This is a genomic window from Agrobacterium salinitolerans, from assembly GCF_027498475.1.
Classification (GTDB): Bacteria; Pseudomonadota; Alphaproteobacteria; order Rhizobiales; family Rhizobiaceae; genus Agrobacterium; species Agrobacterium salinitolerans.
Genome location: NZ_JAPZLN010000001.1, coordinates 319,425 through 339,142, shown reverse-complemented (window position 1 = coordinate 339,142; position 19,718 = coordinate 319,425). Strand labels below are relative to the sequence as shown.

General features: G+C 56.1%; 19 protein-coding genes. 8 read left to right on the top strand and 11 right to left on the bottom strand.

Annotation, left to right across the window (positions count from 1 at the left end; all coding sequences use genetic code 11):
• Nucleotides 1–53: 53 nt before the first annotated feature.
• Nucleotides 54–473: a DUF6626 family protein gene (locus tag O9X91_RS01590; protein ID WP_107340462.1), complete on the top strand. Its 420-nt coding sequence runs from the start codon at nucleotides 54–56 to the stop codon at nucleotides 471–473.
• 33 nt (nucleotides 474–506) lie between these two features.
• Here O9X91_RS01590 and O9X91_RS01585 read toward each other — a convergent pair whose 3' ends face one another.
• Complete coding sequence (locus O9X91_RS01585; protein ID WP_269834270.1) at nucleotides 507–1,076, bottom strand: tyrosine-type recombinase/integrase; 570 nt, start codon at nucleotides 1,074–1,076, stop codon at nucleotides 507–509.
• Between the two features lie 173 nt (nucleotides 1,077–1,249).
• Nucleotides 1,250–5,290 (bottom strand): NACHT domain-containing protein, encoded by a 4,041-nt coding sequence (locus tag O9X91_RS01580; protein ID WP_269834269.1) that lies wholly within the window; start codon nucleotides 5,288–5,290, stop codon nucleotides 1,250–1,252.
• Nucleotides 5,291–6,233: 943 nt separating this feature from the next.
• Between O9X91_RS01580 and O9X91_RS01575 the strand changes: the two genes are divergently transcribed.
• From O9X91_RS01575 to O9X91_RS01565, 3 genes are all read left to right on the top strand, one after another.
• Entirely contained in the window at nucleotides 6,234–6,833 is a 600-nt protein-coding gene (locus O9X91_RS01575; RefSeq protein WP_174030530.1) for a hypothetical protein, read from the top strand.
• A gap of 493 nt (nucleotides 6,834–7,326) precedes the next feature.
• Complete coding sequence (locus tag O9X91_RS01570) at nucleotides 7,327–8,550, top strand: retron St85 family RNA-directed DNA polymerase (RefSeq protein WP_269834268.1); 1,224 nt, start codon at nucleotides 7,327–7,329, stop codon at nucleotides 8,548–8,550.
• A gap of 305 nt (nucleotides 8,551–8,855) precedes the next feature.
• Entirely contained in the window at nucleotides 8,856–9,512 is a 657-nt protein-coding gene (locus O9X91_RS01565) for an alpha-ketoglutarate-dependent dioxygenase AlkB (RefSeq protein WP_269833359.1), read from the top strand.
• Here O9X91_RS01565 and O9X91_RS01560 read toward each other — a convergent pair.
• Together O9X91_RS01560 and O9X91_RS01555 are read right to left on the bottom strand one after the other, a co-directional pair.
• Nucleotides 9,446–9,706 carry a helix-turn-helix domain-containing protein gene (locus tag O9X91_RS01560; RefSeq protein ID WP_137409746.1) on the bottom strand — a complete coding sequence of 87 codons (261 nt, stop codon included), beginning with the start codon at nucleotides 9,704–9,706 and terminating at the stop codon, nucleotides 9,446–9,448. The two genes, O9X91_RS01565 and O9X91_RS01560, sit on opposite strands and share 67 nt — an antisense overlap.
• 54 nt (nucleotides 9,707–9,760) lie before the next feature.
• Nucleotides 9,761–10,039, bottom strand: coding sequence for a hypothetical protein (locus O9X91_RS01555; protein ID WP_269833358.1), 279 nt, complete (start codon nucleotides 10,037–10,039; stop codon nucleotides 9,761–9,763).
• A gap of 78 nt (nucleotides 10,040–10,117) precedes the next feature.
• On the opposite strand from O9X91_RS01555, the gene O9X91_RS01550 reads away from it, so the two are divergent.
• Complete coding sequence (locus O9X91_RS01550; protein WP_137409747.1) at nucleotides 10,118–10,450, top strand: helix-turn-helix domain-containing protein; 333 nt, start codon at nucleotides 10,118–10,120, stop codon at nucleotides 10,448–10,450.
• A gap of 9 nt (nucleotides 10,451–10,459) precedes the next feature.
• Here O9X91_RS01550 and mnhG read toward each other — a convergent pair whose 3' ends face one another.
• From mnhG to O9X91_RS01515, 7 genes are all read right to left on the bottom strand, one after another.
• Nucleotides 10,460–10,804 (bottom strand): monovalent cation/H(+) antiporter subunit G, encoded by a 345-nt coding sequence (mnhG, locus tag O9X91_RS01545; RefSeq protein ID WP_137409748.1) that lies wholly within the window; start codon nucleotides 10,802–10,804, stop codon nucleotides 10,460–10,462.
• Nucleotides 10,801–11,082: a K+/H+ antiporter subunit F gene (locus O9X91_RS01540; protein ID WP_077985397.1), complete on the bottom strand. Its 282-nt coding sequence runs from the start codon at nucleotides 11,080–11,082 to the stop codon at nucleotides 10,801–10,803. The genes mnhG and O9X91_RS01540 overlap by 4 nt, the downstream gene beginning before the upstream one ends.
• Nucleotides 11,079–11,567, bottom strand: a complete 489-nt coding sequence (locus O9X91_RS01535) for a Na+/H+ antiporter subunit E (protein ID WP_162520457.1) — start codon at nucleotides 11,565–11,567, stop codon at nucleotides 11,079–11,081. The genes O9X91_RS01540 and O9X91_RS01535 overlap by 4 nt, the downstream gene beginning before the upstream one ends.
• A complete protein-coding gene (locus O9X91_RS01530) occupies nucleotides 11,564–13,210 on the bottom strand; it encodes a monovalent cation/H+ antiporter subunit D (protein ID WP_269833357.1) in 1,647 nt (548 codons plus the stop codon). Before O9X91_RS01530 ends, O9X91_RS01535 begins: the two co-directional genes overlap by 4 nt.
• Nucleotides 13,207–13,542: a Na+/H+ antiporter subunit C gene (locus O9X91_RS01525; RefSeq protein ID WP_020810384.1), complete on the bottom strand. Its 336-nt coding sequence runs from the start codon at nucleotides 13,540–13,542 to the stop codon at nucleotides 13,207–13,209. The genes O9X91_RS01530 and O9X91_RS01525 overlap by 4 nt, the downstream gene beginning before the upstream one ends.
• Complete coding sequence (locus O9X91_RS01520; RefSeq protein WP_077985400.1) at nucleotides 13,542–16,460, bottom strand: monovalent cation/H+ antiporter subunit A; 2,919 nt, start codon at nucleotides 16,458–16,460, stop codon at nucleotides 13,542–13,544. Before O9X91_RS01520 ends, O9X91_RS01525 begins: the two co-directional genes overlap by 1 nt.
• A gap of 106 nt (nucleotides 16,461–16,566) precedes the next feature.
• Complete coding sequence (locus O9X91_RS01515; RefSeq protein WP_269826074.1) at nucleotides 16,567–16,944, bottom strand: hypothetical protein; 378 nt, start codon at nucleotides 16,942–16,944, stop codon at nucleotides 16,567–16,569.
• A 516-nt stretch (nucleotides 16,945–17,460) separates the two neighbouring features.
• On the opposite strand from O9X91_RS01515, the gene O9X91_RS01510 reads away from it, so the two are divergent.
• Genes O9X91_RS01510 through cheY1 form a run of 3 tightly spaced genes read left to right on the top strand, consistent with a single transcriptional unit; the run spans nucleotide 17,461 to nucleotide 19,717 of the window.
• The gene (locus tag O9X91_RS01510; protein WP_244614243.1) at nucleotides 17,461–19,056 is read left to right on the top strand and encodes a globin-coupled sensor protein; all 1,596 of its coding nucleotides are present in this window, start codon (nucleotides 17,461–17,463) and stop codon (nucleotides 19,054–19,056) included.
• On the top strand, nucleotides 19,056–19,355 hold the full coding sequence (locus O9X91_RS01505) for an STAS domain-containing protein (protein WP_077985403.1): 300 nt from the start codon (nucleotides 19,056–19,058) through the stop codon (nucleotides 19,353–19,355). The genes O9X91_RS01510 and O9X91_RS01505 overlap by 1 nt, the downstream gene beginning before the upstream one ends.
• Nucleotides 19,352–19,717, top strand: a complete 366-nt coding sequence (gene cheY1, locus O9X91_RS01500) for a chemotaxis response regulator CheY1 (RefSeq protein ID WP_003493773.1) — start codon at nucleotides 19,352–19,354, stop codon at nucleotides 19,715–19,717. Before O9X91_RS01505 ends, cheY1 begins: the two co-directional genes overlap by 4 nt.
• The last annotated feature ends 1 nt before the right edge of the window (nucleotide 19,718 follow it).

Here is a 19,718-nt window from a genome sequence, read left to right as displayed (position 1 = left end):
GCAGAACCCCGCATCAAACGGGTCAGAACCGCAGGTTTTGAAGGAGGGAAACAATGGTCAGCGATATCGAACTTTTGGAAGCAGTCTGCGAGCGCATGCAGCAGGTAGGGCTTGTGCAGAGCAAGGCCGAGTTTTCGACGCGGATGCTCGGCAAGGGTCCGAGCTATTTGACGTCGATGAGTGCGCGGGACCGGCAAGTGCCGGAGGAAGTTGTGGCGTTTCTTAGCGACCAACTGACGGCAGATGTCGAGGCCGACGATGTCGCAATCTTCATTCTATCCGAACAATGCAACCAGCGCCGACGCGATCAGGATCACCGCCATGACCTGCTCGGCTGGATCGCACACCACCGGGCGTTGCCGATGGATGACACGGCTAAGGTACTTGCGCAGCCGAAAAGCATTGTGCTGGGTTTCTCAATCCGGCGGAAGCTCATCGGCTGGCTGTCACGCGGCCGCACGGCAAAGCCGTGACCATTGAACTTGTCGTGTTTCACGACAACTCGGCTACAACAGATCGACGGCAGCTTTCATCATCTCATCGCGCACATCGATATAGCGCTGGGTGGTCGTCAGGTTTCGATGACCGGCCAGCGTCATGATGACCTTCGGGCTGACCCCGGAATGTGCAAGCCGGGTAATGAACCAGCGGCGACCGCTATGCGAGGTCGCCCCATCGAGACCGGCGCTCCTATATAATTGTCCCATCAACTGGCAGAGCGTGTTCGCCGAAAACGCCGTCCGTTTCTGTGTCAGCAGCAGCGGCGCATCAGCATCGCATTCTACGGGCCATTCGTTCCGGTGCCTTTCGATCTCCCGACGCAGCTTGTCGTTTAGGAACACGACCCGCGCATGCCCGCCCTTTGTGACTTCCGCGCTCAAGCGCAGTTGCTCGCGGACCTTGCCCTCGCTGTCGATCACGTCGCGCACCGTCAGGGCGGCGATTTCTCCGACGCGGAGCCCTGCGAGATGCGACAGCATCAACGCCAGCCGGTTGCGTCCCGCATGCTTCATCTGCGCTACCACGACCAGCAGCCGCTTGAATTCAACATCCGTCAGCACGCGTGCTTGCTTCACCAGAACCTCACGAAAAGCAGGATTTCCATGCCTTTCGTTATGTTGCCGATGAGCAGAAAGGGCGAGCGCTGTCGACAAACTGAAAATTGCTCTGCGGGTTCAAGGCGCTAGGGGCGGCTTGAGCCGAAACCTAAGAAAATGTGCGTTTTATGAGGTTTGTAGCTAGGCACGGTCTACGCTACGACAGCCGCTCTCGATTGACGGTATGGAGCTCCCTGTGCCCGGCTTAAATCTAGGACGACCACATCGATAAGCCCTTTTAATTCTTCGGGCATCGCGTCGAAGATTTTGTTTTGAAGCTCAGACGCGGAGGATATTCCGTGTCGCCGGCGACCGGCTACGTTGATTTCCGTACCGAACCAGAACACGAGGTAAATGCCTTGCTTCTCCGCATCTGGATGGCTCGCGTATCGCTCATTCAATTGTGCCGACGCTGCCGAATACAGCTGTGGGTGCCACTGTCCCTTTGCCTCGATTACCAGTAACCGGCGACGCCCAGCTACTGCCGCCGAGACAGTAAAGTCACAACGATTCCCCTCAGCCATATGATGTTCGATGGCAATGGGCATATTCATGGCTGTCATTCTAGACGCGAGACTGTCTACGACCCTGTTTCGGGCTGTATTCTCGTCCACATGGCGTCCCCCATTATAGTAGGTTGCTAGTGGATCTGTTTCTGCCATACGCAGCCATTCTTGCAAAAAGGCGAGTTCTTCTATTGCTAAAGCCCGCAAATCCTCCACGCTTGCTATGCCGGTTGCGGCAAACAGTGAAACAACGTCTTCCGGGTTAGGGGCATTGTAGCCGGACAGTGCTAGCTTTTTCACGGCCTCTGCACGTTGTGTGCGTAACGCCTCATCGAAGCTGCAAAACCTTTTGTCGCCAAGCATTTTATCGAGAACAGGCAGAGACCTGTCTGGCGCATCTGTTCCGATGCGCCAGACCACGTCGGTTAAAAACCTGAAAGCTCGCTCGCTTGGTGGATCTCCCGTTCCATACGAGCTTGGAAGATATACTGGCGGCCACTTTTCCACGAATGCGTCCACGATCTTGAAAATTTTGTCGGCGTTTAGTGCAGGCCAGCCGTCCTCTCTATCCCCAAAGCGCCCGGCCTTCTCATCAATTGAAAAAATTGCATTGGGATCGTTCTTGAGATTGACCCAGCCGTCATCGTGGGACTGTGCAAAGAAGAACTTACGAAGCTCCCAAAAGCGCTGGTCGAGGCTTCGATGTTCAGCCTCCGTTGCGGCTTCCAATTCTGGTCCGCATATGCCTTGCTTCGTACGCTCTTCGATCAATTCGAGAAGATCTCCGCGATTTGCGTGGGTTGCGGCGAGATTGAATAGGGTGTCCCGGGCCAATACTGGCATCATAGGATGCGCTCGAAGCCACTCCATCGACAAGCTACCGCGCAGATGAGCGAACGCCGTCTTGTTGGCTAGATGCCATACACGGGTATGGCCGTCTCTGGGGCCTAACAATCCCGGCTCGATGAGGGCTCGTACAAATCGCTCTGCGCTATCAGTTTCCCTAAACAACTGGTTGTCGAGTTCACGCTCGAACGCTTCATAGTCATCCGCGGACATCGAAGAATATTTTCCACTCTCGACTTTCGCAGCACTCAAAATAGCCGAACCAAATTGCGCAAGGCTGCCACGCTCCTTGAAGTGGAACCAGCATGAAAGAAACGCAACATATGCGACTGAAGAAGAGAAACTGCTTTCGGCCATTTGCTCAAGCGTTGGGATATGTTCTTCAATATGCTGCAAGCAGTTTCGAAGTGCGTCCTCAACTAAACTGATGTCGTCGGTGTATTTTGAAAGGTGTTCTGGCTCGAACAGGAAGGTGCGGGCAAGCGTGCGCACCCATCCCCAGTGTTCACCATTTCTAACCGCTTCTAAATTTTCACGCAGATGCGTGCGATCATTCTCCGCTTGCTCTTGCCTGCGCCGTCCCCATCGCCGCTGCCGGCGCTCCCACTGCCGCTGCTGCTCAAGGCGCATCACTCGGAAATTCCGCTCAAGAAGTACCCATCTCTTTAGAAAGTCTGGGTTTTGCGCGGCTTGTTCGCGAAGGCGTCGGCGATATGGATCAGGCCCTCGTGTTTCCTTCTGATTCTTAGGTCTCGCCCAAAATGCACTCCAAAGGCCTGGGTTTTCGGTCGTAAATGCATGTTCTGCCATCCGCATCTGATCGCCTTCACAGTAGGCGAGACCAGAATGGCTATGGCCGCCATTGATATGCCAATGGACTCCCCAAGCTGTTTCTGGATCAACGGCACCTTCAAAGGCTCGACGATGGAGCTGGTGTCTCAGCTCATTGTCTTCGAACAAAGCTTTGATCGACGCGCTTTTCTCTGCGTTGCCGCCATGCTCATACCAAAGGTTCCGGACCCATCCCCATACGCGATCGGGATCATGGGATGTCGTTGCCTTTTCAAAGTAGTGGTCAAGAAATCTTCCGACGATCTTGCTCACGCCATGGCGACAATGACAATCATATTCTGGATTTTCACAAGTACATTTCAGTCCCGTCGTCAGACGATCGAGGATTTCTACGGACCTTTCTACGGATATTTGGCTGATAATATGCTTCAAATAATGCTCAGCCATGTAGTCATCGTCATCGCGATAAGCATGCCGTGGTGGAGACATGTCGATGAACCCTTGCAACAGGATGTCGACGGTTTCCGGTGGAAATTTTTTAACTCCGGCGTCTGATATTAGATCCGCTGCTAGCCGCAACGATACGACGCTACCTTCTCGAATGAGGGTTTCGCAATCGCCATCGGCTGGAACCATTCCAAGCTTAAGGGCCGCCCGTGCACCAAGAGTTCTCGCATGTCGGTCTGCTTTTGCGTCAAGCATGATCGCACGCACATCATTGAGCAGCGACGCTGGCCCTCCCGAATTGCTGATAAGTTCGAGAACCAAGTCGAGCAGAGGCGAAGTGAGTGCCGTGGAACGTAACATGCTCCTGATGTCATCGACGAGATCTATCGTGATGAAGCCGCCAACGCTAAAACGTCGCCAGTAGTCACCCCGTCGAAAGCCGGGGTTTTTCTCCGCAATATCGGCAAGCTGCTGAAGAAGAAGTTTCTTCGATTTACTAGTGAGCTGTGAAGGGTCGCCGTTGGCCAAAATCGCATAAGCGTCAAGCTCAATGGCCGCCCGCTGTATCCGCTCTGTCCCAACCGATGCCATCCAACCCAATAATCCGCGTAACTCATCTCGAACTGCACCGTTGGGGGCGACTACAGAGAGGACGCGTTTGAGCGACAGTGAGTGAACCTTATCCGTTATCCGGCCAACGATGTACTGCGCTGCACAGTATTCGGCGACAATTCTATGCACCGGCTCATGGCGGTCTGGTTCCGACGCTGGCTTGAATAATCGTGTATCCAAGGCGTTAATAGCAGCGCTTGCGTCGGCCAGCCCGAGAGACCTTAGATAGGGGTAATCTATATCGTCAGGAAACTCTTTAACAGAGATGCCGGAAGCGCCCGATAGTAGTATCTTTGCCATGGCCTCGGATGCGGCATCGACAATTTCTCCTGTCGCGGGGCGTTGAATGCCTGGAACCGCATCGCCAGCCTCGATGGCAAGACGGAGAACAGCATCTCGGAAGATTTGCGCCTTGGTGGTGAATTTCCGGCCGCTTTGTACAAATGCATCTCCGAACAGTTGGAGGAATTGCGGATTACCAAGAAGTGGTGACAGCTCGAAGCGATTGGCTTCTTCCACAAAGGCATCGAAGTTCTCGGTCGGAAGATATGCTGTGAATAGGCCTCTTTGTTCTTCAATAGCTAAAGGCTCGATACGGACAACGACAGGATCTGCTCCAAAACAGTCCCGAAGCAACCGTGTGCGCGCATCTTGCCATTCGCTTGAACGACTGGCGAACACAACAGTCCCAGTGGAGGTTTCGCGCGCTTTGACAATTATGTTGTCGACGGCCGACTGGTCGACCTTCGCAACCTCATCGAGTGCGTCTACGATCAGCGAGCGGTGGACAAGATTTTGAGTTTGATGGCGAAACCTGCTGCCGCGAATAGGCGCTGCGCCGAGTAGCCGCCCAAATTCAATGAGTAATTGCGTCTTCCCGGCGCCGGGTTCTGCAAGGACGACAAAGACTGTGCCACGTGCGAGAACTTCGCTTTCCGAAAAATAATCGTCCCCGACCTTTAGGCGTCGATTGATATACAGTTCCGTCATATAGCGAAGATATCTCGTCTTCTAGGCAATCTCCACTTGCGTAATCAGGTAATCCACTCAGTTTTGCTGGAATAAGCGTCAGTTTTGCCCCGTAGCCTCGCTTTCATGCCAGTGATGAAGGGCAAGCCATGAAAGAAACGAGCCGGCCGCGAAAATGATCACTCCCAAGACGGCGAGCAGAACGAGTGTTGCGAAGACGCGGAGCTTGTCCGAGTGGCTTTGTGCTTCCAACAGCCTGAAAGCCAGCCCGGCATTAGTGCCAGCTCACCCGACGGAAAACTCTCCCACAACGACCCCAACAAGTGCGAGCCGCCACCGATTTTGAGGCCGCGAAGAAATAGGCAATGCAGTTGAAGCGCTCAAATACCGGATCGTTTGCTATCGAGACGCGCCGTACGTGCGAAGGAGATCGATATGATCTTGTCTCTGTGGCTCCCACGTTCGTCCCTTTCATGTGGCATTCGTGCTTCGAATAATGAGGGAGGGTTTCCCGTAACTTGTGGGAAGCGCAACTTTTGATATTTGTGAAAACTGAGCAGCAGCTGCGGGCGATTTCGCGCCAGAACATTCAGCAAATGTGCGTTTTATGATATATCGCTTTTGAGCTCTCCAGAAAGAGTGAGACGCCAGATTACGATCAAAACATAGAGGCAGAGTACTTCTTTGCTGACATTATAAAAAAAGCCCACAGCGATTTTGTCGGCGACCATTTCCTTCGCATTGACAAGCATCTATAGGTTGAGGTCGAATATCCATGCAGACGCGGTCAAATTACGGTTTTTGTGATCTGAAAGTTATGGGATGTTTCCAAAGAGGCTTTAGCCGGGTAGGCAGTTTATCGCTGACGGTAAAATCGTAAATCTTTAGGACAGTAATGGTATTGAAAGTGTTCTTTTGGACGGTCAAGAGCTGGTTGATGCGGTTGAGAAACGGATAGGTGCGCGTGATCGGCAATTCCCCTCCCGTCAATACGACTAGAATATTAGATCAGGAAAAATTCCGTAATGCGGCGCGCGCTGCCGGATTGCAACGCGTCGTTTTTCTAGCCGGTCCATATATTGAAACGGCCAAGCCACCAAGACGGAATTCCACAAACAAGGCCGCTGTGCTGCGATACAAGTTGTACCACGCTTTAGAGGCAGAAGGCTGGATAGTAACGCTTGGAGAGTATGAAAAGCTAATTGATGCTGCTGATCCGTTGCTGGGCGATCATAACAATGCGGCGCTAGCTGAAATCAGTCATGCGCGATCCGTGGATACAGATGCGATCATAATGCTGCCTAGTAGTCCGGGGTCGTTTTTAGAACTTGGTGCATTCTCGCATCTTGAGGATATCTGCATAAAAATGCTTATTATTGTGGATGCGAAGTATCGCGATCACAAGAATTACATGAACAGTGGTCCTATCAAACATGCCCAAAATAATCATGCGGATGTTCAGTTTATCGATTATGCGAATTATGAAGATTGCTGGATAGCCGTTCAAAAACACATCATCGCAAGAGCGAGAAAGAAGGCAGCAAGAGGGATCGTAGCACCATGAAGCGAGTTGATCCTCTTTTCGCGTATCTTTCAATATTATCAGTCATCCAACCGGCACGGATCCAGGATGTAGAGGAAAGCGCGAAGGATTTCCTAGGAACAGAGCTGGCGGGATGGCTTTTGGAGAGGGGGTTACTGCGTGAAGCTCATGAAGGTGCTCGTCTAGCGGAATTTGTGGTAGCGGTACGCCGAGGGGTCTATTTCCTAACACCGAAAGCCAAACTAATAGTGCGTCGTGCTGGTTTAGAACGTTCAATTGATAATCGACGATTGTTCTTGATGAAGGCACAGCGAAAGAGGTACAAGTGATGGGCGAGTTGGTATCGCTTTCAGCTTGTTCGCTGTTTCGGCGAGCCGGTGATCAGGTTTGGTTTGAAGAGGCTCGTGGTCTAAGTCCGAGAGGCAATTTGCCGAAGGCTTTCGCCAAATCGCCTCTCGGACTTAGACCACGTGCTCAAGGCAGTCTCGAATATATAGACTGGAAATTGCTGTAGATGCCAACTCGCTCCTACTATTTCCCCTCAGATTTTCGACACTTAGATGAAATCATCAAGTTGGAGGTTGATGGCTTATCAAGTGCGGATCTAGATCATTTTCGCAACTTGAACATGCCTCCACTTTTACGTGCGGGAACCATCGCAATCTTTTTGGGTATAAGCCCGAAAACTATATATTCTATAAGAAGAAATCAAAGTAAGCACTATCGTTCATTTTGTATGAAAAAAAGTGATGGTAGTCTGCGCAATATTGACACTCCTCGGACTTACTTGAAAGTTGTTCAGTGGTGGATACTTGATAATATATTGAACAAAGTGGTTTTTAATTCAAATATATTCGGCTTTGTTCCGGGGAGAAGCGCTATCCAGAATGCCCAGTATCACTTGGGGGCTCAGCATCTATTAAATGTAGATATTCAGGATTTTTTCCCCTCGATTTCGATTGAGCGGGTGCGCGCGATTTTTTCTACATTAGGATTTAACGAGGAGGTTGCCACTGTGTTGTCTGAGCTCTGCTGCTTACATGACCGCCTCCCTCAAGGCGCACCAACGAGCCCTGCAATAGCAAATCTCGTTTTGCGAGATCTTGATAGCGATCTGTCGAGGATTGCGGAGGCAGAGTGGTATAAGTATTCCCGGTATGCTGATGATTTGACATTCAGCTCTATGACTAAGATTGAAGATACATTCCTTGATCAGGTGTATGAGGCTGTTAATCGCGCCGGGTTCGCGCTTAAGCCCGCGAAGACCCGCTTTTCCGGAAGAGGGGGGCGGATGGAGGTAACTGGAGTAGTGATTAATGAAAAACTCCAGCCTTCCAGAGATTGGCGCAAGACAACGCGCTCAAAGCTTCATCGATTGCGTGATGCCGCACGTTTAACTCGGAAAGAGGTGGCATTTCTCTTTGGGATAAAGGGCATGTCAGTCCAATTCCCGGATAGTCCACAGATGCAGAGTTTGGCTTTTGAGGCTGAAAATATCTTAAAACAAAAGTCACATACTGTTATCGGAAGGGGTAAGCAGCCGGTATTACCGAGTGGGTTAACTCTTAGACAGGCAGAGGTTTTGGTAAAGCTTCGGCCGCATAAGACAAACGCAGAGCTAGCTTATGAACTCGGAACGACGGAGGCGGCAGTTAAAAAACGACTACAGGAAGTTTTTAAGAAGGTTTCGGTGACAGATAGGATTGAAGCTAAACAATGGGCAGATGAAAATCTGTAAAAAAGTGTTCCAGCGTATTGCCCTAGTGAAAGTAGCGCAGATCTAGCGCGTACCCGTAAGATTACAATGTAATCAAATGTTTATTGTGGATTCAGTCAATTGAAAATCCGCGTGTCGGTGGTTCAAATCCGCCTCCGGGCACCATTTATCTCCAATTGCATTGTTGATGGATTGTGCGCATGGACGGCTTGTCCATTTGCAGGCAAATTTCGATGAGTAGCTCCCGCCATCATATGCTTTTGATAGGCCCGGTGTAACCATAGGCCAACCCTGTTTGTTGCAGGCAGTTGGAGAGCAGCCCGCAAATGGATCGTGTCACAAGCCCACCTCTTCTACCTCCCGGCATTGTCTATTTTGACGGCTTTCTCTCTCCAGAGGAGGAGATCGCCGTCGCCGACAAACTGGATGCGGGTGTGTGGAGCACGGAGTTGAAACGCCGCGTGCAGCATTTCGGTTATCGGTACGACTATAAAGCGCGCGCTGTTACCGCGGATGCGTATATCGGGCCGTTGCCGCCATGGCTTGGCGTGTTCGCGGAGCGGTTGGTTACCACAGGTTATTGCCGGGATTTGCCCGATCAGGTTATCGCGAACGAATATCTTCCCGGGCAGGGCATCAGCGCGCATGTCGATTGTGTGCCCTGTTTTGACGATGGGATCGTATCGCTAAGCCTTCTATCTGCCTGCGAGATGGTTTTCCGCGAATTGCGTGGACCAGCCATATGCGGCGTCTTGCTTCAACCTCGCTCCGGCGTCTTGCTGAGAGACGCTGGCCGCTACGGGTGGACCCATGAAATTCCGGCTCGAAAATCGGATATCGTGAATGGAGTTAGGACAGCCCGAAGCGACGAATTTCCCTCACTTTTCGCAAAGTTATTGCTTCGAAACAGTCTTGATCAGAGAGGAGAGCATTGTTCTTTTATTCGCTCGAGTAAAAGGCTGAGAAGCTGTATCGGGTCTTGATCCATCGCCGCCGACAGTTTTGCAAACTCAACGACATCTATGCGTCTTTCAGCCCCTTCGGCCTTTGCGACATAGGACTGTGGCTTACCCAGCCGATCTGCGATTTGCTGCTGGGTTAACCCTGCTTTTCGCCGCGTGTCGGTCAGTATCTCAACAAGAAGCCGATACTCGGGTGTATGCGTAGACTTTGTCATGTGCCGAAAAATCTCAAAAATCGCAGTGTCAAGGGTCGACCCTGAATTATCCTGCTACGGGATATTGTCGCGGCGCTCAAGTTCTCTGCGCACACGCCGCCATTTGCCCTGCTCGAAGCTTCGCGAATAGCGCCATGCCCGGTCTTCTTCCATTGCGGCGAATTCCTCCGCGCGCTCGCCATGTCGTTCAATCAGGTCATCGGCAAGGCGTTTAATCTCCGAGCTTGGTAAGAGCAGGGGTCGAATGCGGGTCTGCCATTCGAGCCAGAGGTAAGCCGCCAGGACGAAACTGCAGCCCGCGATGAGATAGAGATAATCGGCGCTGAGCGGCATGGCCTACCTATAATGACGTGATCGTTAACGCCATAATGTACATAGACCCGTGGTTTCTGTCAGGAACAATCTGTTCCTATGGAATCATTTGCAGCAAATCTGAAAAGGCGCGCGAAGGAGCTTGGTCTCTCCAATGCGGAAGTTGCCCGCCGAGCGGGACTTACGGAGCGTCGTTACGGCAATTACATCATGGGCCGAAGGGAGCCCGATCTGGCGACACTCGTTCGGATAGCCACCGTTCTGGATAGCACTCCGAACGCATTGCTTGATTTTGAGAAGAAAACAGCCGCGCTGACTGGCCATGATCTGCTGAAAGCAAAGATCGCTTCGGCAGCAAATGCACTGCCGGAAAGCGATCTGGAAGTCATGGCCATCGCAATAGAGGCAGTGGCGAACAGCCGGGCAAAGTAGCCCGGCGCTCTAAAGATGCTCCCGATTATCCGAATTCTGTTCTGCCCGGTCGCGATAAAGCGCAGCGCGCCCCAGCAGCATCAGGGAAACCGGGGTCGTCACCGTCATAAAAATGCCGATGAAGATTTCGTGGAAGGCGAAGCGGTCGCCGGAGACGGAGAAATAGATGATCGAGGCCATGACAATGCCGCCGGTGCCCCAGCTGGTGCCGAGCGTGGGCGCATGCAGACGCTCATAGAAGCTGTTCAGTCTGGCAAAGCCGATGGTGCCGATCAGCGTCAGCGAGGCGCCGAGCAGCACGAAGAAGGCCACGGCAATGGCCGCCCAGAGCGGGAATTCGTGTGCCTCGCTCATTCGATCACCTCGCCGCGCATCAGGAATTTGGAAAGGGCGACGGTTGAGACGAAGCCGAGGATGGCGATCAGCAGCGATGCCTCGAAGTAGATGTCATTGCCGGTGCGCAGGCCGAAGGTCAGGAGAAGCAGCATGGCGTTGACATAGAGCGTATCCATGCCCAGCACGCGGTCCTGCGCGCGCGGGCCGATGGCGATACGATAGACGGAGATCGCCATGGCGATGGCGAGCATCAGCTGCGCCAGCGAAAAGGACCAGAAAAGAATAATCGAACTCATTCGAATATCTCCATCAGCAGTTTTTCATATCGGTTCTTGATGAGGCTTATCCAGGCCGCCTCATCCACATCGTCGAGAACGTGAAGCAGAAGCGTGCCTTGGCTGGAATTATATTCGAGCCATGCGCTTCCGGGCGTCGAGGTGAGGATTGTCGCCAGAACGGCCAGCGCCATCGGGTCGCGAATATCGAGCGGCACCGCCAGGAAGCCGGATTTGCGGTCCCTTTCGCGCTTGAACAGGATGATCTTCACGACTGAGATATTGGACCTGATGATATCGTAAAGCACGATCAGGATCAGCATCGCGAGCTTGTGCCAGTTGCGGATGCGCGGCTTGGCGGGCCTGAGCGACGCCATCGCCCAGGAGGCGATGAGCGCGACACCGGTGCCAAGCAGCAAATGCCCCGGCGAAAAGCTGTTGATCGTCAGCCAGAAGAAAATCAGCGAGATCGTCAGCAGCGGGTAGGGCAGGAGACGGCTCATCATGGTTCGGCCTCCGGATTGGTACCCGCTCGCGGTGCGGAAATCACGCCCTGAATATAACTCGCCGGCAGGTCGAGAATACGCGCCGTCTCCTGCATGTATCGCATCACCGGTCCCGCCTGCACGGTCATGGCAAGTGTCAGCCCGAGCAGCAGCATCACGGGGGCGATTTCGATGACGAGCACGCGTGGCACGGTGCCTTCGATGGAGGCCCAGAAGGTGCGGATGCCGGCGCGGGTCATCGAAATCAGCGAGGCGAAACCGGCAAAGACGATCAGGAAGACCAGCCACCAGGACAGCGTTGAGACGCTGTCATTGGCGCCAAGGCCCGAAGGGTTGAGAATGGCGGTCAGCATCGAGAATTTGGCGATGAAGCCCGAAAGCGGCGGCAGGCCGGCCAGAAGAATACCGCAGGCCGCAAAACAGGCGCCGAGCACCGCCATGGTGGCGGGCATGGTCACCCCGACTTCTTCTTCCTCCTCTTCTTCCTCGCCCTCGCCATAGGCCTCCATGGTCACGGCCAGAACGTTTGCGCCCGCATCCTGTCCGCGCTCGACGAGTTCGATCAGCATGAAGAAGGCGCTGATGGTGAGGGTGGAGCTGACCATGTAATAGAGCGCACCGGCCGCAACCGTCGGATTGCCGGTGCCCATGGCGGCGAGAAGCGTTCCCGACGACACCAGAACCGAAAAACCAGCCAGCCGCCCGAGGGCCTGCGATGCCAGAACCCCGATGGCCCCGAAGATGATGGTTGCGATGCCGCCGACAAGCAGGGCATCATGGCCGAAGCCTGCAGATTCTCCCGCCGTCTGCCCGAAGAGCAGAAAGGACAGGCGGGCTATGACATAAATCCCGACCTTGCTCATGATGGCGAAGAGCCCGCCCACCGGGGCCGACGCCGCACCATAGGCGGAGGGCAGCCAGAAATTCAACGGCCACATGCCGGCCTTGACCAGAAAGGCGATGCCGAGGACGGCAGAGCCGGTTTCCAAGAGCATACGCTGATCGGGGTTGAGGCCCTCGATACGATGGGCGAGGTCGCCCATGTTCAGTGTGCCTGTCACGCCATAGATGAGGCTGACGCCGATCAGGAAGAACAGCGCGGCGACAAGGTTGATGGCGATGTAATGCAACCCTGCCTTCACGCGCTGCTGGCCGGAACCATGCAGCAGCAGGCCATAGGAAGCCGCCAGCATCACTTCGAAGAACACGAAGAGATTGAACAGGTCCCCGGTCAGGAACGCGCCGTTGACACCCATCAGCATCATCTGGAACAGCGAATGGAAATGCGCGCCCGACCTGTGCCACTTCGCCATCGAATAGACCAAGGAGGGAATGGCAAGCAGCGCCGTCAGCAACACCATCAGGCCTGAAAGACGGTCGGCGACGAGCACGATGCCGAAGGGCGCCGGCCAGTTGCCGAGCAGATAGACGCCGCTCGAAACCACGGCGGCGATCTCTGTATTGACCGTCGAGTTCACCTCGCGGAACAGCAATATGGCGACCACCAGCAACAGCACGGTAGAGGTGAGGCTGATGGCGGCCTTCGCCACGCGCTGGCGCTCGTCGAAGAACAGCAGAAGGGCCGCGGTAATCAGCGGCAGCAGGATGGGCGCTATGACGATGTGGAAGGGGAAAGACATCATTTCGTCTCCCTCCCGTCCACATGGTCGGTGCCGGTGAGGCCGCGGGCGGCAAGCAGTACGACGAGGAACAATGCGGTGGTGGCGAAACCGATGACGATGGCCGTCAGCACCAGAGCCTGCGGCACGGGGTCGGCCAGCGTGGAGCTGTCGACACCGTTGACCAGCACCGGCGGCGCGTTGGTCTTGATGCCGCCGACGCCGAAGATGAAGAGATTGACAGCGTAAGACAGCAGCGAAAGCCCGACGATGACCTGATAGGTGCGCGGGCGCAGCACCAGCCAAACGCCGGAGCCGGTCATGATGCCGATGCCGATGGCGAGAATGAGTTCCATTACACGTCCTCCGCTCTTGCGGCTTCAGGCGTGCGAACGCGGTAGTTGCGCAACGATTGGTGTGCCAGTGCTATCAGGATAAGAACAACGGAGCCGACGACCAGCGAGAACACGCCGAGATCGAACAGCAGGGCGGAAGCGGTCGGCATTTTGCCGATATAGGGTATCTCCGTGTACTGGAAATAGGAGGTCAGGAACGGGTAGCCGAAATACCATGAGCCGATACCCGTCGCCGCCGCCATCAAAAGGCCGAAACCCATCCAGCGCAGCGGCAGGATGCGGATGCGGTCCTCTGCCCAGCGTGCGCCGCCGGCGAGATATTGCAGCAGGAAGCCGATGGCCATGGTGATGCCGGCCGCAAAGCCGCCGCCCGGCAGGTCGTGCCCGCGCATGAAAAGGAAGATCGAGAAGGTGATGATGACCGGGAACATCCACTGCATCACGATGGACGGCACATAGAGATAGTCGCGCACCGTATCGCCCTTGCTGCGGTCCGGCCGCTCGGCATCGAAGGCGTTCTGCATCTGCTGCTGTTCCGGCACTCCGACACTTTCATGGGCGGGGCGGAAACGGCGAAGCAGCGCAAAGACGGTGAGCGCGACGATGGCCAGAACCGCGATTTCACCGAAGGTATCGAAGCCGCGGAAATCGACCAGAATGACGTTGACGACATTGGTGCCGCCGCCTTCGGTATAGGCGCGTTCTAGGAAATAGGTCGCAATCGCGTTCGGCACGGGCAACGTCATCACGGCATAGGCGATGACGGACATGCCGATGCCGCTTGCGGCCGCCAGCAGGAAGTCACGGGCGCGGCGAAGCTGCGCAGGGAACTCGTTGCTGCTGTCGACTTTCTCGAAGCGTTTCGGCAGCCATCTGAGACCGAGCAGGATGAGAACCGTGGTGACGATTTCCACCAGCAGCTGGGTGATGGCGAGATCCGGCGCGGAAAGCCAGACGAAGGTGAGGCAAGTGACAAGTCCCGAGACGCCCAGCATGACAAGCGCGGCGAGGCGATGATATTTCGCCTGCCAGGCCGCACCCATGGCCGCGATCATGCCGATCAGCCAGAGAATGGCGAAGATCGGATCGAATGTCGTGACGCGCGGCAGCGAGAGAGAGAATTCCGAAAGGAAGAGCGGCGAGAAACCGGCAAGAAGCGCCACGAGGATGAGGAGCCTCAGCTGCGGCTGCAGACGCCGCGTGCCGAGCGTGCTTTCCAGCCACCGCGCCCATTTCCAGGATACGGTGACGAGAATGCGCTCGAAGATGCGCTGTCCCCGCAAATGCCGGAAGACCGGCGGGCCGTCGTCGCAGCGCGAGAAATAACCGCCGAGCAGGGCATAGATCGTGACGCCGCCGATCAGCGCCGCGATACTCATGATCAGCGGCAGGTTGAAACCGTGCCAGATCGACAGGCTGTAGACCGGCGTTTGCGCGCCGAGAACGGAAAGCACGGCCGAATGCAGGAACGGGCCGATGGAGAGGCTCGGTACGATGCCGACGATCAGGCAGGCAAAGACGAGGAATTCAATGGGGAAGCGCATCCAGCGCGGCGGCTCGTGCGGATGCGGGTTCGGCAGATCGACGGGCTTGGGGCCGAAGAAGACCGTGTGGATGAAGCGCAGCGAATAGGCGACGGCGAATGCGCCCGACAGCGTCGCGACATAGGGCAGCGCCCGATCCAGGAGCGAGTCGGCATGGGTTTCGACGGCTTCGGCAAAGAACATTTCCTTGGAAAGGAAGCCGTTGAACAGCGGCACGCCAGCCATGGCCGCGCTCGCCGCCATGGCGAGCGTCGCGGTCGCCGGCATATAGGTGTAAAGCCCGCTTAAGCGCCGCATGTCGCGGGTGCCGGTTTCATGGTCGATGATGCCGGCCGCCATGAAGAGCGAGGCCTTGAAGGTGGCGTGGTTGACCATGTGGAAGATGGCGGCAACCGCCGCAAGCGGGCTGCCGAGGCTGAGCAGCGTGGTGATGAGGCCGAGGTGGCTGATGGTGGAATAGGCCAGCAGCCCCTTCAGATCCTGCTGGAACATGGCAAAATAGGCGCCGAGCAGCAGGGTTATGATGCCGGCCGCACCCACCAGCCAGAACCATTCCGGCGTGCCCGCCAGCACCGGCCAGAACCGCGCCAGCAGGAAAACTCCGGCCTTCACCATGGTGGCCGAATGCAGATAGGCGGAAACGGGTGTGGGCGCCGCCATGGCGTTGGGCAGCCAGAAATGGAACGGAAACTGTGCGCTCTTGGTCAGCGCACCGCCGAGGATAAGGATAAGCGCCGGTAGATAGAGAGAATGGGCGCGGATGGTGGCCCCTGCCTCGATGATCTTGTCGAGGTCATAGCTTCCCGCCATGTGCCCGAGGATCAGCAAACCGGCCAGCAGGCTGAAGCCGCCGATCCCGGTCACGGTCAGCGCCATGCGCGCGCCGTCGCGTGCGCCGGCGTTCTGATGCCAGTATCCGATGAGCAGGAACGAAAAGATGCTGGTCATTTCCCAGAAGATCGACAGCAGGATGACGTTGCCGGAGAGCACCACGCCAATCATCGAACCCATGAACGCGAGCAGGAAGGCAAAGAAGCGCGGGATCGGGTCTTCGGCCGACATGTAATAGCGGGCGTAGAGCACCACCAGCAGGCCGATGCCGGTAATCAGCATCGTGAAAATCCAGGCAAATCCGTCCAGCCGCAGGGTAAAGTTCAGGCCGAGCTGGGGCAACCATTCCACATCATATTTAAGGACCGCGCCACCGCTGACGCTTGTATAAAGAAAGATGCTGCTGACAAGGCCGAAAAGGGCGACTGCGCCCGCGACGGCGGCGGGACCGGCGGCCGCACCCTCACGCGGCATGAAAGCCGTCAGGAGCGCGCCGACGAAGGGCAATGCGACAATGAATGGAAGAATGGTTGCAAGTGTCATATGCGGCGGCGGTTTTCTCTCTGGAATGGGAGCCTACGGCGGGTTTCCGACGCCTCCGATCCCTCAAGGTTCGCGATGAACCTGATGATGCTGACCGCCGGAATGACTAGTACATAATATGCGGAGGCGCGCGTGGAACCACACTGGCAAAGTCTCGGGAAGTTTGTGGCACGATGGCAACAGCAGCGAGCGAGACTTCGGCGTCATCCCTGAGGTTCGGGGCGAATGAAGCGAATTCGCTATAACGAAAGTCCGAACCGGTGTCGCCGATCCTGCAGCCGAAATCGTTGCCGCTATCGCAAGCTTTTTCGCGAAGAGAAACCGAACGGCCCGGATCGGCGCTCTGCAATCGCTCAAGGCGGCTGGTTTTGGAAAGGGTCTTGACGCCAGCCTGGGCTTGAAAGCCGATCATGACGAGCAGGCTCGCGACCACGATACCGATCAGCACTTGCGGATGGCGCCTTGAACTGCGGCCTTTCTCCATCCATGGCAAGTTGGCATCTCCTTGATCGTAAAGGTCTCTTTAAGCGTCACCGTTGAGCGAATATCGTGTTGATTTGTTTTAGGGGAAGCCTGACATGCTTGTCCAGCGCGCGTGCGGGAAAAAGCGCCGACCGTGTTCGATTCATTTTTGTTTTTGTGCGTTTGCGGCAAAGTGAGGGCGCCATTGGCTAAAAGCTTTTACAAATTTTACCGTTTGACGCCGTCGCCTTTGTTTCTTAACTTTCAAGCAAGGAATTAACCATAAAGATTGATGGTATTTCGACGGCGGAATGGGGTTCTCTCCCCTTCCAGGCATGACGCCGCACTGCCGTACCGGTGCCGATCCGGTATTTTCGTTTCTTGGTTCAAGAAGGTCTGGCAAGCGTCGATGCCGCATCGTCCGCGATGGGTATGTTCGTTCAAAAATCCCCTTAGGGTGCTGGCATTCTGAACCTTGGCAAAATTGGCCGGGTTTCACCGGCCGTCATGTTGTTGGGGATGTCGGTTGGGGCAGGACTTGCCATCAGATCAAGCGCGCAGATCGGCAGGCGGAAGCCTGGCGGGACGGTTGCGTTTTGCCGGCCTCGACGAGACGCAGTCCGATTTCCTGCGCAGCTATCGCAGCATGCTGGAGCCTTACGTCAAGGCCGGGCTGCGGGACGTGATGACCCGTTTCCAGTCCATGCCGGACTGTTCCCCGTCTTTCGAAAGTGAAAACCAGCTTGAGCGCTTGCACGATCTGCAATCCTCGCACTGGAGCGTTCTGACCGATGCGCGTTTCGATGCGCTCTATGCAGAGCGCGTGAAGGTTCTTTCCGACAATGCCAGCCGCATGGGGCTCGATCCGCGCTGGCAGATCGCCAGCCATGCGGTGGTTCTGGAACATCTCGTCGGCGGGCTGGTGGCCGAACACGCACCGCGCTCCATCCTGCCCGGAAACCGCAAAAAGAGCCGCGAACTGGCGGAAGCGGTCAAGAATGTCGTCCGTCTGGTGATGGTCGATACCGAGATTGCCGTCTCGCTGCGCTTTAACGAATTGCGCCTGCGCCACGGCCGCGAACTGGCGCAACAGCGCGACAATGACCGCTCGGAAGCGGCGAGGTTGCTGGGCACGGCGCTGACGGCCTTTGCGGCGGGCGATTTGCAGGCCCGTATCGGCCGCGATGTGCCGGAAGCCTATCGCGATGTTGCGGCGTCCTTCAATGCGGCTCTGGAAACGATTGGCGCATCGCTGATCGAGGCACAGAGCAGCATCGGCGAGGCTGAGGCGCTGGGCGCGCGGTTTGCCGATATGGGCCGCTCGATTGCCGAGCGTTCCCGCCAACAGGCCGAAGCCCTTGTTGAAACCTCCCGCGCCATTCAGACGATGATCGAAAACGTCGCTGAAAACGGCGCGCGCATATCGGCCACGGAAACGGCCGTTTCCCGCGCCCGTGAGGCGGCGGTCGAAAGCGGCCGGGCGATCGGCGAGGCCATTGACGCCATGTCGGACATCGAACAATCCGCCGAACAGATCGGCAGGATCATCGGTACGATTGACGAGATTGCTTTTCAGACCAACCTTCTCGCCCTCAATGCCGGCATCGAGGCGGCGCGGGCGGGTGAAAGCGGACGTGGTTTCGCGGTCGTCGCGCAGGAGGTCCGGGCGCTCGCCCAGCGTTCCGCCGACGCTGCAAGGGAGATCAAGAGTCTCGTCGGCACCACGAAGACGCAAGTCGAGGACGGCGTGCGCATGGTCAACCGCACGCAGGACGCAATCGGCGGCGTCGTCCGGCAGGTCTCGGGCATTAACGACATGATCGCGGAAGTCTCCCGGCATACGGCCGAGCAGGCCGGCGAACTGCAATCGGTTGCCGCCGATATCGGCGAGCAGCAAAGGCAGGCAGGCCGGAACGCCGTCGATATCAGCGCGAGCGCCTCCGAGGCCGACGCGCTTCAAACCGTCATTCTCGAACTCGGCCGCACCGTCCGCGAATTCCGCATCGCCCGTCAGGGGCAGGCGAGAGCGGCGTCCGGCGCGGACCGGCAGGACGCTTCATTCATGGCCCGTGCGGATAACCGCCCGGATTACGGCCAGGATTACCAACAATTCAGACGTCAGGGAGTCATGTAATGGCAGCCAGAAAAGCAGCTGAGGCGACGCTGAAACTGTCACCGGTGCTGGATCTCAACGAAGCATCGGCCCTGCACGGCAAGCTGATGACGCTGAGGGGAGCGCCTTTGTCGGTAGACGCGTCCGAGGTGGAGCGTATCGGTGCGCTTTGCGTCCAAGTCCTCATGGCCGGCGCGAAGTCCTGGGAAGAGGACGGCAAGCCCTTCGGTTTTGCCAGGGTGTCCGATGCATTCGACAAGACGATGAAACTGATAGGCGTCGATATTGACCATTTGCTCCCCAAGGAGATGCAAAAGTGAAGAAAAAAGTTCTTACCGTGGATGATTCCCGGACGATCAGGAACATGCTCCTGGTCACGCTCAACAATGCCGGTTTCGAAACCATTCAGGCCGAAGACGGCATTGAGGGTCTCGAAGTGCTCGAGCAGAGCAACCCCGATGTTATCGTGACGGACATCAACATGCCCCGTCTGGATGGTTTCGGCTTCATCGAGGGTGTGCGTCGCAACGAAAAGTATCGTGCGATCCCGATCCTCGTCCTGACGACCGAAAGCGACGCTGAGAAGAAGAACCGCGCCCGTCAGGCCGGTGCGACGGGCTGGATCGTCAAGCCGTTCGATCCCGCGAAACTCATCGATGCCATTGAACGCGTAACCGCCTGAT

Excerpts from the sequence above, each read along its gene's own strand:
- O9X91_RS01590 (WP_107340462.1), top strand. The coding sequence starts at position 54 with ATGGTCAGCGATATCGAACTTTTGGAAGCAGTCTGCGAGCGCATGCAG.
- O9X91_RS01580 (WP_269834269.1), bottom strand. The coding sequence starts at position 5,290 with ATGACGGAACTGTATATCAATCGACGCCTAAAGGTCGGGGACGATTAT.
- O9X91_RS01570 (WP_269834268.1), top strand. The coding sequence starts at position 7,327 with ATGCCAACTCGCTCCTACTATTTCCCCTCAGATTTTCGACACTTAGAT.
- O9X91_RS01565 (WP_269833359.1), top strand. The coding sequence starts at position 8,856 with ATGGATCGTGTCACAAGCCCACCTCTTCTACCTCCCGGCATTGTCTAT.
- O9X91_RS01560 (WP_137409746.1), bottom strand. The coding sequence starts at position 9,706 with ATGACAAAGTCTACGCATACACCCGAGTATCGGCTTCTTGTTGAGATA.
- O9X91_RS01555 (WP_269833358.1), bottom strand. The coding sequence starts at position 10,039 with ATGCCGCTCAGCGCCGATTATCTCTATCTCATCGCGGGCTGCAGTTTC.
- O9X91_RS01550 (WP_137409747.1), top strand. The coding sequence starts at position 10,118 with ATGGAATCATTTGCAGCAAATCTGAAAAGGCGCGCGAAGGAGCTTGGT.
- mnhG (WP_137409748.1), bottom strand. The coding sequence starts at position 10,804 with ATGAGCGAGGCACACGAATTCCCGCTCTGGGCGGCCATTGCCGTGGCC.
- O9X91_RS01540 (WP_077985397.1), bottom strand. The coding sequence starts at position 11,082 with ATGAGTTCGATTATTCTTTTCTGGTCCTTTTCGCTGGCGCAGCTGATG.
- O9X91_RS01535 (WP_162520457.1), bottom strand. The coding sequence starts at position 11,567 with ATGATGAGCCGTCTCCTGCCCTACCCGCTGCTGACGATCTCGCTGATT.
- O9X91_RS01530 (WP_269833357.1), bottom strand. The coding sequence starts at position 13,210 with ATGATGTCTTTCCCCTTCCACATCGTCATAGCGCCCATCCTGCTGCCG.
- O9X91_RS01525 (WP_020810384.1), bottom strand. The coding sequence starts at position 13,542 with ATGGAACTCATTCTCGCCATCGGCATCGGCATCATGACCGGCTCCGGC.
- O9X91_RS01520 (WP_077985400.1), bottom strand. The coding sequence starts at position 16,460 with ATGACACTTGCAACCATTCTTCCATTCATTGTCGCATTGCCCTTCGTC.
- O9X91_RS01515 (WP_269826074.1), bottom strand. The coding sequence starts at position 16,944 with ATGGAGAAAGGCCGCAGTTCAAGGCGCCATCCGCAAGTGCTGATCGGT.
- O9X91_RS01505 (WP_077985403.1), top strand. The coding sequence starts at position 19,056 with ATGGCAGCCAGAAAAGCAGCTGAGGCGACGCTGAAACTGTCACCGGTG.